The sequence below is a fragment of the Bacillota bacterium genome, assembly GCA_013178415.1.
In the GTDB taxonomy this organism is placed as follows: Bacteria; Bacillota; SHA-98; order Ch115; family Ch115; genus Ch115.
In genome coordinates this window covers 1-14213 of the sequence record JABLXA010000031.1, presented here as the reverse complement: position 1 = coordinate 14213, position 14213 = coordinate 1, and the positions used below count along the sequence as shown (strand labels likewise).

General features: G+C 50.9%; 13 protein-coding genes and 1 pseudogene. 5 read left to right on the top strand and 9 right to left on the bottom strand.

The window, feature by feature from the left end; genetic code table 11:
- Positions 1-3 precede the first annotated feature (3 nt).
- The 7 genes and pseudogenes from HPY52_15640 to HPY52_15610 form a co-directional block, all read right to left on the bottom strand.
- The gene (locus HPY52_15640; GenBank protein NPV81669.1) at positions 4-1131 is read right to left on the bottom strand and encodes a hypothetical protein; all 1128 of its coding nucleotides are present in this window, start codon (positions 1129-1131) and stop codon (positions 4-6) included.
- 131 nt (positions 1132-1262) lie between these two features.
- Positions 1263-2258 carry a hypothetical protein gene (locus HPY52_15635; GenBank protein NPV81668.1) on the bottom strand — a complete coding sequence of 332 codons (996 nt, stop codon included), beginning with the start codon at positions 2256-2258 and terminating at the stop codon, positions 1263-1265.
- 206 nt (positions 2259-2464) lie between these two features.
- Positions 2465-3052: a DMT family transporter gene (locus HPY52_15630; protein NPV81667.1), complete on the bottom strand. Its 588-nt coding sequence runs from the start codon at positions 3050-3052 to the stop codon at positions 2465-2467.
- Positions 3025-3381, bottom strand: a complete 357-nt coding sequence (locus HPY52_15625; GenBank protein ID NPV81666.1) for an EamA family transporter — start codon at positions 3379-3381, stop codon at positions 3025-3027. The genes HPY52_15630 and HPY52_15625 overlap by 28 nt, the downstream gene beginning before the upstream one ends.
- 340 nt (positions 3382-3721) lie before the next feature.
- On the bottom strand, positions 3722-4945 hold the full coding sequence (locus HPY52_15620; GenBank protein ID NPV81665.1) for an IS701 family transposase: 1224 nt from the start codon (positions 4943-4945) through the stop codon (positions 3722-3724).
- 228 nt (positions 4946-5173) lie between these two features.
- On the bottom strand, positions 5174-6949 hold the full coding sequence (locus HPY52_15615; GenBank protein NPV81664.1) for a PDZ domain-containing protein: 1776 nt from the start codon (positions 6947-6949) through the stop codon (positions 5174-5176).
- Between the two features lie 449 nt (positions 6950-7398).
- Positions 7399-7614: pseudogene (locus HPY52_15610) on the bottom strand (hypothetical protein).
- Between the two features lie 475 nt (positions 7615-8089).
- On the opposite strand from HPY52_15610, the gene HPY52_15605 reads away from it, so the two are divergent.
- Both HPY52_15605 and HPY52_15600 read left to right on the top strand, forming a co-directional pair.
- Positions 8090-8362, top strand: a complete 273-nt coding sequence (locus HPY52_15605; protein NPV81663.1) for a nucleotidyltransferase domain-containing protein — start codon at positions 8090-8092, stop codon at positions 8360-8362.
- Positions 8359-8937 (top strand): hypothetical protein, encoded by a 579-nt coding sequence (locus tag HPY52_15600; protein NPV81662.1) that lies wholly within the window; start codon positions 8359-8361, stop codon positions 8935-8937. Before HPY52_15605 ends, HPY52_15600 begins: the two co-directional genes overlap by 4 nt.
- Here HPY52_15600 and HPY52_15595 read toward each other — a convergent pair.
- Both HPY52_15595 and HPY52_15590 read right to left on the bottom strand, forming a co-directional pair.
- Entirely contained in the window at positions 8886-9443 is a 558-nt protein-coding gene (locus HPY52_15595) for an adenine phosphoribosyltransferase (GenBank protein NPV81661.1), read from the bottom strand. The two genes, HPY52_15600 and HPY52_15595, sit on opposite strands and share 52 nt — an antisense overlap.
- A gap of 195 nt (positions 9444-9638) precedes the next feature.
- Positions 9639-10721: an NCS2 family permease gene (locus HPY52_15590; protein ID NPV81660.1), complete on the bottom strand. Its 1083-nt coding sequence runs from the start codon at positions 10719-10721 to the stop codon at positions 9639-9641.
- A 326-nt stretch (positions 10722-11047) separates the two neighbouring features.
- Here HPY52_15590 and coaE point away from each other — a divergent pair, with 326 nt between their 5' ends.
- The 3 genes from coaE to HPY52_15575 all read left to right on the top strand — a co-directional run bounded on the left by coaE (position 11048) and on the right by HPY52_15575 (position 13858).
- The gene (coaE, locus tag HPY52_15585; protein ID NPV81659.1) at positions 11048-11788 is read left to right on the top strand and encodes a dephospho-CoA kinase; all 741 of its coding nucleotides are present in this window, start codon (positions 11048-11050) and stop codon (positions 11786-11788) included.
- Positions 11789-12028: 240 nt separating this feature from the next.
- Entirely contained in the window at positions 12029-12670 is a 642-nt protein-coding gene (locus HPY52_15580; protein ID NPV81658.1) for a lytic transglycosylase domain-containing protein, read from the top strand.
- 117 nt (positions 12671-12787) lie between these two features.
- Positions 12788-13858 (top strand): nicotinate phosphoribosyltransferase, encoded by a 1071-nt coding sequence (locus HPY52_15575; protein ID NPV81657.1) that lies wholly within the window; start codon positions 12788-12790, stop codon positions 13856-13858.
- Positions 13859-14213: the final 355 nt, after the last annotated feature.

The following is a 14213-nucleotide window of genomic DNA, read 5'->3' as shown; positions in this document are numbered from 1 at the left end:
TGGCTAAAGCCATCCCGTCAGTTTCGCCAGCAAACGGCTATATTCGACAAAATCCGGCCATGAGATATCTGGCGGCACTCCATGATCACAGCCTGGGATGAATCCGCCGTCCTCGAGTAGAGGAGGAACCACCCTCATGACCTCACTCTCCATGACCGGGCCGCCTTTGGCCATGGCTCTTTTATCAATTCCACCCATAAAGGCCATCTTCCGGCCATAAAGGCTCCGATATTCCACGATGTCGTTCCCGGCTGCAACCTCCACAGGACTGCAGCAGTTGATCCCGCCTTCGATCCAGATTGGAATGAGTTCAGCGATGTACCCGTCGGAATCCATCATCACCAGAGGACATCCGCTACGTTTGATCTCTTGCGTCCAGCGCTCATAAGATGGTAAGAGGAATCTCCGTGTCATCTTGGGCGAGATCATGCTGTGGGCCTTATAGGCCATGTCCTCCGAGATCATTACATAGTCCAGCTTTATGCGGGCCAACACGGGGGCCATTGTTTCCGATACAAAATCCGTCCAGAATCTCGCCATTTCCTCGACGAAATCCGGGTCATCCATCATCAGGATGCAGAGCCCTTCAAATCCGCACCATTCTCGGAGCTGCCAGAAGGGTCCATTTACCGTGAGCCCGACCACATAGTCACGCTCTCGCAAAAGGTTCGCGCGTTCCTCGAGGTCCTCGGGATAGCGACCAGGGTTTTTGGGGTCATAGCGCTTCTTCATCTCCTCCCAATCAGCAGGCGTCTGAACGGGAAACTTGTGCCACTTGCGAGTGACGAAGTCCTTTGCCCTCCGGAGGTAGCTGAAATCATACCGGTCGGATATCTCTACGATGGCGCCCATCCAATCCTGCACAATGTAATGCCCGTCCTTATGTTCCAGGATCCTCTCCTCAAACTCAGGGATCATCTTGAATGACACCTCGAGGCTTACTTGCTGCTTCGGCGCATCGTATTGGATCCCCAGGGTTTCCAAGAGAAACTCGTAGTAGTCTGCCCCATCCGGAAGGCCTTGCTGATGCCAGGCCGCAAGCGTAGATTCCCTGGGCGATCCAGGCATGAAAGGTACCTTGTCCGGCTTCCCGAAAGTCAGAGTCTCAAGGAATCGTTCACGAGGGGTCATGCGATAAGCCTCCCTCAACCGCCTGCGCGCGGCCTTGAACTGGATGCCTTGGCTCCCTCTCAACTGACTGCTGACTGCGCGCAGACCCAAACTGGATGCTTTGAATCTCCCTCAATGGCCAGCGCGCGGCCTCAAACTGAACGCTTTGAACCGTATTCTATGAAGGTCTGGCAGGCAATGTCCTGCCACTTGGGATCCAGTCCTATGGCCTCATTAGAACTATAGTAGCCTGCTATGAAGCCGCCCCCGAAACACCCGAGCTTCTCGATGAGTTCCCTGGCTTCTTTCCGGATGGCGTCGGGATCTCTTGTCTGAAGGGTCCTCTGGATATCGACGGGGCACCAGAAGTTCACCTTGCCGCCAAAATCCCTAGCCAGATTATCGATGCCGTGGAGGGTCGGCTGGTCGAACTGGAGGACATCGATCCCCACCTCGATGAGATCCGGGATTATTTCATAGATATGGCCGCAAGAATGCATAAACACATAAAGGCCATTGTCGTGAGCCGCGCGGCAGAGCCTCACGAAACCCGGCTTGAAAAGCTTTCGCCAGGTGGCAGGGCTCACCAGAAGCCTATCCTGCGTGCCCCAATCCTCGGCAAACATGATTGCATCGGCGCCCGCCCTTGCAAACTGGATTATGCATTTCTCGAGAAGGTCTGCTATCTTTTCGAGAAGGCCTATTACCCGTTCCTCCTCAAGGAGCACATCTGTAAGGAAGACTTCCATTCTTCTCATATATCGGGCTATGGCGAATGGAAATCCGGGAAGATGACCGATCCCGAATTTGTCTTCATGCTCGCTGAAGATCCTTCGGGCATCTTCGTACCTTTCTTCGAGCTCCAGCTTGGGGAATTCATAGGAATCAAGGAGGCTCCAGTCATCCTCGATGGCTCCCTTTATCACTTCACCCTTACTGAAGTTTTCGAGCCTCCCCCAGATGTTCCCCCATTCATCTCGCATCTCCCAGCGGTTTCCAATGAATTGCCACTTATTGACTGTGGGATCGTCAGGGGGGCTTATTCCGGCTCCTACAAAATCGTTGGGATATGGATCCGGAAATGACATGGGTATCCGCTCCGGTCCCGCGAAATCGAGGCTCCTTTTCACTATCTCCCTGCTAGTCACAGACCCTCCACCTCCCCTCAGCCTCAGGAGGTCCTATCCTGAAGTACACGTCGGAATTCAATGATCTCCTCAAATGTGAAAACTTAGGCAACGAACATGTGGAAAGAAGATAGATGCTGGATATATTGCAGACTAAGTGCAGCGTATGTGATAATAACTATGCAGTCGTTAAGACATCGTCTATCAATACGATACGACATACGAGCTCATATTCCTATCGCTCGTTGAATATCACCTCCTACGCTGACAAGATACACTCCGGTGATAGCTAGAATGCCACTCATGGCTTTCACCCATGAGAGGGGCTCTCCTAGAAGGATGGTGGCACTTAGTACACCAAAGAACGGCACCAGATTGATGAATCTGGTAACTACTGTAGATCCAAGGCGCTTGAGGGCAAATGCATAGAGAATATAGGCAAGCGCTGAACACACTACGCCGAGGTAAAGGATATTGAGCCAAACTTTGATGCCCCAAGCCATGGTGGGCATGCCATCGTGAAGAGCGAATGGAATGAGACAAATGATCCCTATCACATTCTGATAGGCGTTTAGGGTGAGCCGATCGTAGTAGTCGAGAAGAGGCTTATTGATGATGGTATATGCCACCCAGGAACATGATGAAAGGAGAATAAGGAAATTCCCCAGCATTGCATGGCCAGATATGGAGGCCGCCAGATCCGCCTGCGTGACAACGTAAACACCGAAACAAGATAGGACTATGCCCGCCCACTGTGAGCTGGATATTTTGCTATGTAATAGCAAGACTAGGACAAGTGCATTGATGACCGGCACGGTTCCAGTGATGAGGGATGCTGTGCTGGCCGCGGTAAAGCGCAGGCCGGTGTTTCCAGTAGGAAATATACAGGAATGCCGATGATTCCGCCGACCATCATTCGGATTCTACCGTTGTAAGGAGGTTTCGAGGGATTCTCATTTGAGGGCCGCTCCCACTTTCCTGTTCCATGCAGAATCTGAAGCCCGACGAGGATCATGCATGCTATGCTGAACCTCACAAATGCAATCTGAACGGGCGTAAGTCCAGAGATCAAAAGAGATTTTGTGCTGATAAATGAGGCGCCCCACACAGCGGCAGCGAAGAGAATTGCGAATAATGCAGGCATTTTTTCTGAATTGCGAATCCCGGCCAAGATGTTTCGATCCTTCCAGTGTTATTAGTGCCGTCAATGGGCTTGGGCTATGATCAGAGGGGCAAATCTTATCGATCAGTAATCAGCGCGGCGCAGTAGGAAACAGCGGGAGAGGCCATGCTATTCCGCATGTAAAATGATGTTCCAGGAATGAGGATATCACAATTATACCCTTTCATCAATAATGTTCCCCCTCCCCATTCAGACGATACGTGCATACACATTATGCGCATTGTATCAGCAACGATGTCGCGCCCATATGTTATGATCTTGACTTTTGCGAAAGCACGCCCAATAAACTGGAAACCCAACTTCATGCAGCCAAACCCAGACTCCGGTATATGCTCGTGAGGGATTGCCCATTGAGGGCTGCTTCATATACAAACTTAGCAACCCTACGGGCATTACCTTGTCTGTAAGCATCTATCGCCTCCCCAAGATTCCTGAACCTTCCCTTGTTCTCAACCCGGTACAGCTCCAGATAGGTATAAGCCATGAACACTGCACACCAGAACCTTTGAATCGCCCTAAGTGACCGAACCTGGTAGTGGTCAAACCCTAACCGGTCCTTGAAATACCTATACCCAGTCTCTATATCCCAACGTTCCGAGTAGTAAGCTATGACCTTGCCACTTTCCAGTTCCACATCCGTGCACAGAATGCAGAATGGTCCATCCTGCTTATCATAGCCACCTTCCCAGCACATGAGGACCACTGCATTATCTATCTTGCCAGCTTTGCCCTCATGACGATACACATCATAACGCTTACCATCGACTGTGACCGTGTCGAGATCTCTTTTCCTGATGTGCTTGGCGAAATCGGCAATGGATATACGGATCCCCTTGGGATATATGATTCGATTGGTCTTTGTAGCCCCTATTGTATGCATTCCCCTTGACCACCCGGCCTCAATTACCTTTTGACAGGTATACCATTTGTCGAGCAGAAGATAAGTCCTTACACCGGGTAAAGCCTTGAAATCATTTATCTGTTCGATGGCAATATCGATCTTGCTCTTAAACTCGAGCCCATGTTTTTCGCAGTACTCTTCTCGCAGATAGATCGAATAATCCATAGGCAAAGAGAAATCTCCAATCTTGCAATGGGACGAGACTACCTGATGGCTCCAAACGGTTTTGCCATCAAGATGCGAGAAATGAAAATCGAGTCCCTCAATATGCCTGGTATCTTTATCTTTAGCCATGGTTGTATCATCAATCATAAAGAACCCAACCGTGCCAGGCCTTACTTGCCTTTGAAATCGTTCTACGACATACTCCTTTCGGTATCTGTTGACCAAGGTGTCATCCCAAGGCGACTGTCCAAGGAATCTTGTAGTATTGGAAATGGCCCTTGGGACCGTCGTAGCACGATGGATATTTGATATGGTGAGGCGGCCATTGCCACCGATTATGCCTGCCACGATGTATAGAAAATAGGCGATCTGAGGTTTGGATAAAATAACCTGCAAGCCTATTGCCATAAAGAACTTGACCAAACGCTTATCTCTTGGTACGATAATTGGTGCAGACATGTGCTGCAACTCCTGTCATATATAGGTTGTATTGTTAACCCTTTTATATCACAGAAGTGCAGCCTTGTCTGCTTCCTTTTTCTCACTTATGCTGCTTTCCATTTTTCTGGTTCAGGTTTTGCACAACTCAAGTAAGGACTATAACGTCAATAGTCCATTAAACGCTCAGGCGGCCTTATGGGCCAAGGCAAACAAACACCTGCTCCCCATTGGGAACCTGGACCTTTATCAGAACGATCTGGAGATCAAACTAGCTGATTCACGCGACGATGACATTGATATACTCTTAGGCCCGTCGTAGGAGGCTTTGAGCCATTCAAGCACCGGGTCACGGCCTTCCCGAATGTCACGCATCTTTGTGGGGATTGGGATGTCTGGATATACCGACTCTCCTGGACGGGTCGGATCCGGCCGGATGAAGCGAGTTGTCGACACATTGAAATACCAGCCTGTATTAGGTAGCCTGAAATTGAGAATATCCCCATATTGGGTGGGAGCTCCGCCTGTAGGTTCTCCCACGATTTGCGCTATGTGATTATCAGACAGAAGGGCGGCAAAGTCTGTGGCGGAACTAAAGGTATTCCATGAGGTTAGGACATAGACCTGTCCCTGGAAGAGTTGATCCGCTGGCGCCTTCCAAACGGGCATCCAGTGTCCGGGGAACAGAGTCTGTCCCAGATATGTCAAGATGCGGACTCCAAGGCCCCGCTGCTGAGAAAATTGCGTGGAAAATCGAGTACACCTGTAGCCGGCCCGCAGGTCTTTATATGGCAGATGTTTCAGGAAGGCATTTATGACCATGCTGTTGCCGCCACCATTGAGTCGCAGGTCAATGGCGATCCTTTGAATGCCTTCTTTGCGGACGGCCGCGAAAAATTGCTCCACGGCCTGGCGGTATTCTTTCGTATCGTTGCATTCATCAAGCCAGAAAAGTCCATAGCCATGTGGCTGGTCGATCTTCCAGCCAAACCAGGGGCGTGTTGGGACCAGAGGCTGGCCGAGACTGGCACCAATTCGATAGACCAGTTGTGTTTGTGCGGAAGCGCCGGGTTCGCGCGTGGCCGCGGGACGTACAGAGATCATAATTCGCTGACCGCGGCGCAGCACTTCCAATGGCAGATTTCGGCCGTCGCGTCCATATTGCTGGATCGCCCGGGCCAGGTCGTCAGATGAATGGATGGGGTTGCCGCCAGCCGATAGGATCTGGTCTCCAGGCTGCAAGCCAGCTTCAGCCGCAGGCGAGAAAGTGCGACCCGTGGTGGCATCAGTGACCATGCTGGTCTGGACTACGGTAAACCTGCCCCACAGAGGGACCTCCGCGGAGATAAGAGGACTCGATGTAGATTGTCCGGAAGCTGCTGGGTTTGGACGACGAACCATAATCTGGACCGTACCTGACGGCGTGATCAAGCCAAGACCCCGCAAGACGAGGGGGTTTTGCAAATATTGGCCACTGAGCGCCTTGACCCAGTATGGATTTCCATGCGGGATCCAGAGACTCAGGTCTTCCAAAAGCTGATCAGGTGTATGGCCGCCTAGACTGATGAGCTCGTCTCCTTTGAGCACGGGAAGGGAAGGATCCAGAACTCTGGTCACCACCAGGCCGTCTTCGACCCATGTAAGATGCACTGGGAGGAGTCCCTCGGATGGGGGCAACAGGCGTGTATGCGCATCCTGTAGAGAGTTGACCAATTTATTGGCTATGGCGAAAAACTCCCAGGCTGGTAAGGGATTTCGCAATTGGGATGACAATGCCTCACTACGGGCTGCAAAATCCTGCTGAGCCGCGCGGTCAGCCAGGGCTGGGTGAGCTTCCTTGAGGGTGGTGGATAGGTATCTAAGGTCTTCCAGCATCTGTTCGTGCTGCAGTAGACTCTGATAAGGTTGTAGTAGCGCCTGATTGGGTTGCAGCAGCACTTCTCCAGCTCTTGCCGTAGCCCCTGCTCCCAATATCATTCCAATAATTATAAAAACAGTTCCTGGCCGGAGCGCGGTTCCAAACATGTTTATCACTCTCCTAATTTCCTGGGTAGGCCCCCATGCCGCTACGGCGGCACCATCAGGGGGATGAAAACAGCGGCGCGCATTTTCAGGGTAGCCCCCCATGCCGCCGGGGCGGCACCAACGAAAAATGAAAATGGCGCTCAGCTATTTTCAAAGTAGCCCTCCATGCCGGCCCGGCCGGCACCAACGAACGATTACGTTGTCAATTTGCCGGGCTGCGCAGGCACATCAAAAAATTGCCGCCAATTATAAGAATGGATTTTCAACCCTCACCCCCTGGATTACTTGGCCATCATCTAGGTCCTCGGTCCAGATTCTCTCGCAATGGGCGCTCTCAGCGGCTATGATTATTAGGGCGTCCCAGAAGGATAAGCGGCTGATAATACTACAATCAATGGCGTTTTGGATGAGATCCGATGTTTTAGACATCGTAAAGATCCTCCCGCTTCGTAAAGATCCTCCCGCTTCCATTTCAGACCCTGGGAGTTCGCCTTTGCTTCGTCCATCAAAGAAAAGCATTCGTCGAGCCAGTCGCGGGATGGAGGCAGTACCGTCTGAGCCAGTAACCTCCGGATCAGGGCGTTTAGAGAAATGTTGTGCTTCTTGGCATACTCACGTCCGGCCTCAAGGAGCCTGCTATCAATGGAAATGGTGATGTTTTTCATAAAATCTGTCCTCCTCCATTTCACTATATGTGTGCACATATTACGTGTCAATATGCTGAGATCTTCATGGCAGCGCAGCATGACCCAAGATGGTATCATGCCAGGTGACATGCTGCGCGGTGGGATGCCGCGCCTTCTTCTTTAGAGAGAGTGACGCAGATTTGGGCAAGATCTGGTTGCTCTATCGCGTATATGGCCTCCAGGAGCAAGATAGAAGTCGCGATGTTGACGGCCTATTTGCTTCTTGGTAAAATAAGGATGGAATGCGGATTTCTGAAGATTTTCGGAGCCGGTCTATATGGGAGAAAGCGGGAGGAATCAAGAATCTAGTGCCACAAAAGGTGGGCTACATCCCGGGGCCAAGACTGATGCCAGGCTCGACTCTGCCCAAGTGTCTGGACCGGGAACGGATTTGGATTATAGCCGACTCGTGCTCCTGGAGCGGAAACTCAATCTTGAAAATCGCCTGCGTGCTATGCAGGCTAAATCGAAAGAAGCAGCCAGATACCTGAAGGAACGATATGGCGTGAGTCAGGTCTATCTTTTTGGTTCTCTTGCCCGCGGACGGATCCACGGAAGATCAGACATCGACATTATGGTCCTAGGGGCGCCAAAGGAGCACCGTATGAGACTTGCTGCAGAAGTTGATCAATTGGTCTCTCCTTTTACAAGCCATATATTGTTCGGCGACGAGGTTGGTAAGAGGATGCTGCGTTCGGTAATGGCAAGAGGGGTGAGGATTGAATGACCTTTTCTGAACTAGTTCATCTTCGCGCAGAAATCCTCGAAGAGCTTAATAGCCTTGAGCATGTGGTATCGTTGCTTGTGAAGAGAGGCATAGCCGATAGGGACAAGGGACGGCAGGCTCTCGCGGATTCAATTGTGCTGAGGGGGGTGGCCGGGTTGATTCAGGACTATTACTCAGGGGCGGAGAGAATCTTCAAACGAGTGGCGGACGAAATCGACGAGCGTCTGCCGAAAGGTGAAACGTGGCACAATGATCTCTTGAACCAGATGAAAAGGGATGTCCCTGGATTAAGGCCAAGGTTGCTGTCAGAGAGATCTTTTAGTCAAATAGATGAATATCGGAGCTTTCGGCATTTGGTGGCAAACATCTATGGCCATAATCTCATTTCAGAAAGGGTTCTTGAACTGGTTGTCAACTTGCCGACCTTGCACAAGATATTTAAGGACGACATTTTACAATTTAAGGTAAAGCCCCGCCCCTATCTGAGCGAGGCGGGGTTCATTTTTATGACTTTTTGCTTCTATTACTTGCTGAACGTTGGCAATTCTCCAAGATATATGAGGTCGCCAGCATAGTCGCTTCCTTCTTTGAGAACGCAAGCCCGGGCGGCTACTTCTCCGCCGGCTTTCCGGATGAGTTCCTCTACCCCCTTAAGGCTTCCGCCTGTTGATACCACATCATCTACGATGGCTACCCGTCTCCCTCGTATTAGTTCTACATCCGGTCCATCCAGCACCAGCCGTTGGATTCCTTTTGTAGTTATTGATTCTACCTCGACCCAGAGGGGGTTTTCCATATAGGCCTTTAGGCTCTTACGACAGACGACATATCTCGTGTGCGCCATGAATGTGGCTAGAACCTGCAATAATGGGACCACCTTGGCTTCCGGTCCCATCATTATGTCAAAGTCGAATGCTGAAAGCCTGGCAGCAAGACTTCCTGCGCATATGTTTACCAGCTGAACATCTCCCAGCATCACAAAGGATGCTATCCACAGATTGTCGCCCACTTTCACTATTGGAAGTCGTCGTTTCAGACCACATATTTCAAGATCATAGTACTTTTGTCCAGTATACAGCATTTTCCCTGGTTTCACCTCGATCTATCGATGTTATCATGAAATTGCATAGAATCCGGATTGTCCGGACCCGACCCCAAGGGCATCCGCCGGGCTGGAATCCAGCTAGACCTCTTTACGCCTAAAATCACGGTATTCCCTGGTTTCAGCTTCATCACATCAACCAAGACTTCGATCAACGTGAGTATCATGCCGTGTTTACATCAGACCCACCAACATGAAGAGTCCCTTTAGGACCAGGCCTGCGACCATGCCTGAGAATGGATCGAATTTGGCCGTTACCACCGCTGTCAAGCCGAGTACAGCGGCCATAGGACTTTGAATCTCTACGCCATTGAATGCCAGTTGCATATTGACAGGCAATGTGACGATGGCGCCCAAGACCAAAAGAAAACCGGCAATGCTTGCTCGCGGCACATAATGGCCGATCTTGGGCAGGAGTCTCAGGAGCAAGATTATGGCGAAGATCCCCATCATCAGGACGCCGGCAAGCACCGGGTGCGGGGCATCAGCAGTCGCCGAAATTATGCTCTCCACAGGCGAGCCTCCAAAAAGGGAGGACGCCATATCTGCAAGTGAAGAATAGATGGAGAGATGGTCTACATTCACATTGGCGCCAGCCAACTGGCCTGTCAGTTTGCCGAATGTGATATTTGCTCCAATATTAAGCATCGATAGAGCCAGGGCCCCCCTTATCACCGTTGGATTTTCCCAGAAACGCCATATAAGGGGCTGTAGTTTGATTCGCTCTCTACTCTCATCATGTTGGACAGGCTCAAATTTGACAAGGCGCCCGGCTATGCTACTCACAACTACGGACCATACAATGGTATGAACCAGGCTTCTTGTAGCCACCCAGACCAGGATAGCCACCGTTACCGAAACCACACCTATCATACGATCGGTCATTCCCATATCAATCGCCACAAATGCTAACATTATGCCAACACCGGCCATCATTGCATTGGTTATCTGAGGTCCGATGAGGTGGACGATGGTCTCAAGAAGGCCAAAAGTCCCAAGCAGCGCCATGATTATGCCTTCAAGAAAGATGGCAGTGAGCCTCTCCGGCATATTTTTCCCTATTCGTCCGGCGATGGTAATAGTCTCAGCCTGAAATGAAATTGGAGCCACGGAATTGAATGCGATGACGCCTATCATTCCTATGATAAATGCGAGCGCGCTGGGCATGGCGGCGAATCCGAAACTCAGCGCCAGAAGACCCTGAGGTATTCCGTTCAATACCACTCCTAATGCTGCGAGTATATCGTTGAGAGACATGGTGTTCACACCTCCGGATAAAATAATGATGATGCTGAGAAAGGATCAGTATACCACGAACATTGAGTAGTATAGCAGAGAAAATATTCGATTTTCAATTCCAAAATCCTTCCGTATTGAAGGCACAGTTTATGTTGGCAGTTTCAATGCCGGTTCTATTGAGAGCGTGGTCTGTGCCGGTGCATCGGTGTCATCGGTGACGTCAAGGGGCACGAGGCCTGGTTGCTCTTGCAGAGGGAATTCATTCCAATTGCAGGAGGACGAGGAGATTTGGCGAACGATATTTTAAGTGTTGGGCCCATTATAACCTATCGGGGGCATTTCCATTGAGATTCGCTGGATCCGGTCTTTTGGTCATCGGGCTCACTGGAGGCATCGGTTCCGGGAAGAGCATGGTGGCCAGGATGTTTTCAGAACTGGGCGCAGAGGTAATTGACGTAGATAAGGTTGCAAGGGAGCTGCAGGAGCCCGGCCAGCCCGCGCTTCAGGAAATTCGTTCTGAATTTGGGCCCGATGTCATCGGCCCCGATGGACGGCTCAAACGTAGAGTCCTTGGCAGAATGGTCTTCGGCAATCCGTCAGCCCTCAGAAAACTTAACCAGATCATGTTTCCGAAACTCTATTCGGAAGTGCAAAGACGGCTGGATTGTTACAGATCTCAGATGGCTGAGTCGTATCACGCAGACAAATTGGGAAATCCGGCATCTGACTTTATCGGGGATCTAATATCTGATTCCACGCCTTCTACGTCCGCGTCGATTCCGACATCTCGCCTCGCGGCGGTTGTTATCGATGCTGCCATTCTGTTCGATGCGGGAATGGACAAGCTTGTCGATGTTGTCATAGTTGTCCGCGCAGATGATGACGTGAGAGTCCGGCGGCTGATGGAAAGGAACGGATATTCGGCGGAAGAAGCGCTCCGCAGGATGCATTCTCAAACCGGTCAGGTTGAACTATGCCAACGGGCGGACTATGTTATAGAGAATTCCGGTTCCCTTGAAGAGACAAGACAACAGACGATACGAATCTGGAAAGAGATCATGAAATATAATGGCCGAATCGTATAGCCCATGGAGCATGAGATTCCAAGAACCTCAGGTTGCGAGAATCCCTTGCGGAATTGATGCCGGTAAAGTGTCTTAATGATCCGATGCCGCCGAGGTGATAAATGATAGGGCTATTTGGAGATTGATTTACATACCAATTCTACAGGAATGATTCCATCAGGCGCCATCTTCTATGTCGTTCGGGGCGCGAGATGGCGGCCGGATGTCAGCATCTATAATTCTATCTGAGGCGGTGGACAGTTGATCGTAATTTGGCGAAGGCGTTTTGTCGGCATACTGCTGGCAAGTTTGCTGTTGCTCTCTCTTTTCCACCTCATTCGAGAATCAAGGTGGTTTGCAAGGTGGCTCTACCCGATCAAATATAGGACAGAGATCTTTCATTGCTCTGTGGAGCATAATATCGATCCTTTCCTCATATCAGCCATTATCAATGTGGAGAGTAGATTCTATCCACTCGCCAGATCCCCCAGGGGAGCCAGAGGGCTCATGCAAATAATGCCTGAGACGGGCCTGTGGGTTGCCCAGATTTTAGAATTTGAGAAATTCTCGCCAGATACTCTTTATGACCCGCTGGTGAATATCAGGATAGGAAGCTGGTATTTAAGTTCCCTTCAGCGTGAATTTAACGGGGAATTAACAGTGGCTCTGGCCGCATATAACGCGGGCCATGGAATTGTAAGAGAATGGCTAGATAAGGGCATATGGGACGGTACCGAAGAGAAATTAGACAATATTCCTTACCAGGAAACTAGGAAATATGTGCGTAGGGTACTATATACATATCGGATCTATAGATGGGCATATCGGGGGGCGTGGGAGAATACAGCGTCGCCTGGATATGCGCACATTGCCTTGTTTTCTGGTTTCCTTCATAGTCCTTAAGTGAATAATTCCATATATTGAGATGGATCTAGGATGTATGCTATAATTACATGCGATATGCGCAGTTGGAAGCTTGTGGTATGGGATTCATAAGCATTATGGCGATCGGGGGCGACCATGGTGGATCGGGAAACAGATGGGGTTCGTGAATTGAAATCCTTGGCAGATGTTGACGCGGTAAAAGTGTCTCCTGCGGGCAGGTTATTTTCTGCAAGCCATGAAGAGATAAGGATGGGGCTCACCACCGACATATATTTTATAAGGACCAGGGAAATATTGGACAAGCTGGGACTTGCGGACGCTCCTGTGGTAGCCGAGATCTTCCCGAGAAGGCCCGGGGTTTTGGCTGGCGTGGAAGAGACGCTCAATTTGCTGCGAAATAAGGCTATAAGTGTTTGGTCTTTGGAGGAAGGCCAGCAATTTGAATCAAAGGAAGTAGTAATGCGGATTGAGGGGCCATATAGCGAATTCGGGATTTTCGAAACTCCTATTCTGGGGATTCTCGCATCATCTAGCGGTTGGGCCACGGCGGCGAGGGAGGTCAAAAGGGCGGCGGGCGACAAGCAGGTGATTTGCTTTGGGGCGCGCCATGTGCATCCTGCAGTGGCTTCCATTCTGGAACGATCTGCAGTGATAGGCGGAGCTGATGGGGCAAGTTGCATACTCGCCGCGAAGCTTCTGGGACGGAAGCCCATGGGCACGGTCCCCCACGCAGTCTTTCTGATAGTCGGTGATTCTGTCAAGGTGGCAGAGGCGTATGATGAATTCATGCCAGATGATGCGCCACGTATTATTCTGGTGGACACTTTCAAGGACGAGGCTGAAGAATCCTTGCGGGTTGCGGAGGCCCTGAAAGAGCGGCTTGCCGGCGTGAGGCTCGATACTCCAGGGGAACGTGGTGGCGTGACGCCGGATCTGGTGCGCGAAGTGCGTCTCAGACTTGAACAGGCGGGTTTTGGTCATGTGCAGGTGTTGGTATCAGGCGGGCTCACACCAGAGAGGATCACTCAACTGATAGAGGCTGGCGCCTCAGCCTTCGGGGTGGGAAGCTACATATCCCAGGCGCCGCCGATCGATATGACACTTGACCTCAAAGAGGTAAATGGCAAACCCATCGCCAAGAGGGGCAGGATTCCGGGGAGAATTCCAAACCCCAGGCTGCGGCTGGTCAAGGGCGATTGTAAATGAGCAAAATCGGGAGGTATATAGGTAAGCGGAACCAACGGGGATCGCAAGTGAGCAAAATCAGGGGGGCTGTGGATAAGCGGGACCGAGGGCGACTATGAGGAAACAAGCCCAAAGCCCAGTGATAGTGCTGCTTCGCGGTCTCCAGACACGTCGCATATGGCGCGATGGCTGTAAGGGCCTTGGGGCGTGGGCGTATTGGCGCATTGTGGGCGTGTGGCGTATTGGCGTACTGGACTTATGATATAAGGCCCCACTATATGGAATGCGGCAGCTAGCTGGGAGTCTGTGATGGAAACAGATAGCATGGAAAGAGTCGCAAAATTACTTCTTTGGCCATCCACTTGCCGTGCGTTGG

Bases quoted from the DNA above. Each gene is read 5' to 3' on its own strand.
- HPY52_15640 (NPV81669.1), bottom strand. From the start codon at position 1,131: ATGACCCCTCGTGAACGATTCCTTGAGACTCTGACTTTCGGGAAGCCG.
- HPY52_15625 (NPV81666.1), bottom strand. From the start codon at position 3,381: ATGCCTGCATTATTCGCAATTCTCTTCGCTGCCGCTGTGTGGGGCGCC.
- HPY52_15620 (NPV81665.1), bottom strand. From the start codon at position 4,945: ATGTCTGCACCAATTATCGTACCAAGAGATAAGCGTTTGGTCAAGTTC.
- HPY52_15615 (NPV81664.1), bottom strand. From the start codon at position 6,949: ATGTTTGGAACCGCGCTCCGGCCAGGAACTGTTTTTATAATTATTGGA.
- HPY52_15605 (NPV81663.1), top strand. From the start codon at position 8,090: ATGCAGGCTAAATCGAAAGAAGCAGCCAGATACCTGAAGGAACGATAT.
- HPY52_15600 (NPV81662.1), top strand. From the start codon at position 8,359: ATGACCTTTTCTGAACTAGTTCATCTTCGCGCAGAAATCCTCGAAGAG.
- HPY52_15595 (NPV81661.1), bottom strand. From the start codon at position 9,443: ATGCTGTATACTGGACAAAAGTACTATGATCTTGAAATATGTGGTCTG.
- HPY52_15590 (NPV81660.1), bottom strand. From the start codon at position 10,721: ATGTCTCTCAACGATATACTCGCAGCATTAGGAGTGGTATTGAACGGA.
- HPY52_15575 (NPV81657.1), top strand. From the start codon at position 12,788: ATGGTGGATCGGGAAACAGATGGGGTTCGTGAATTGAAATCCTTGGCA.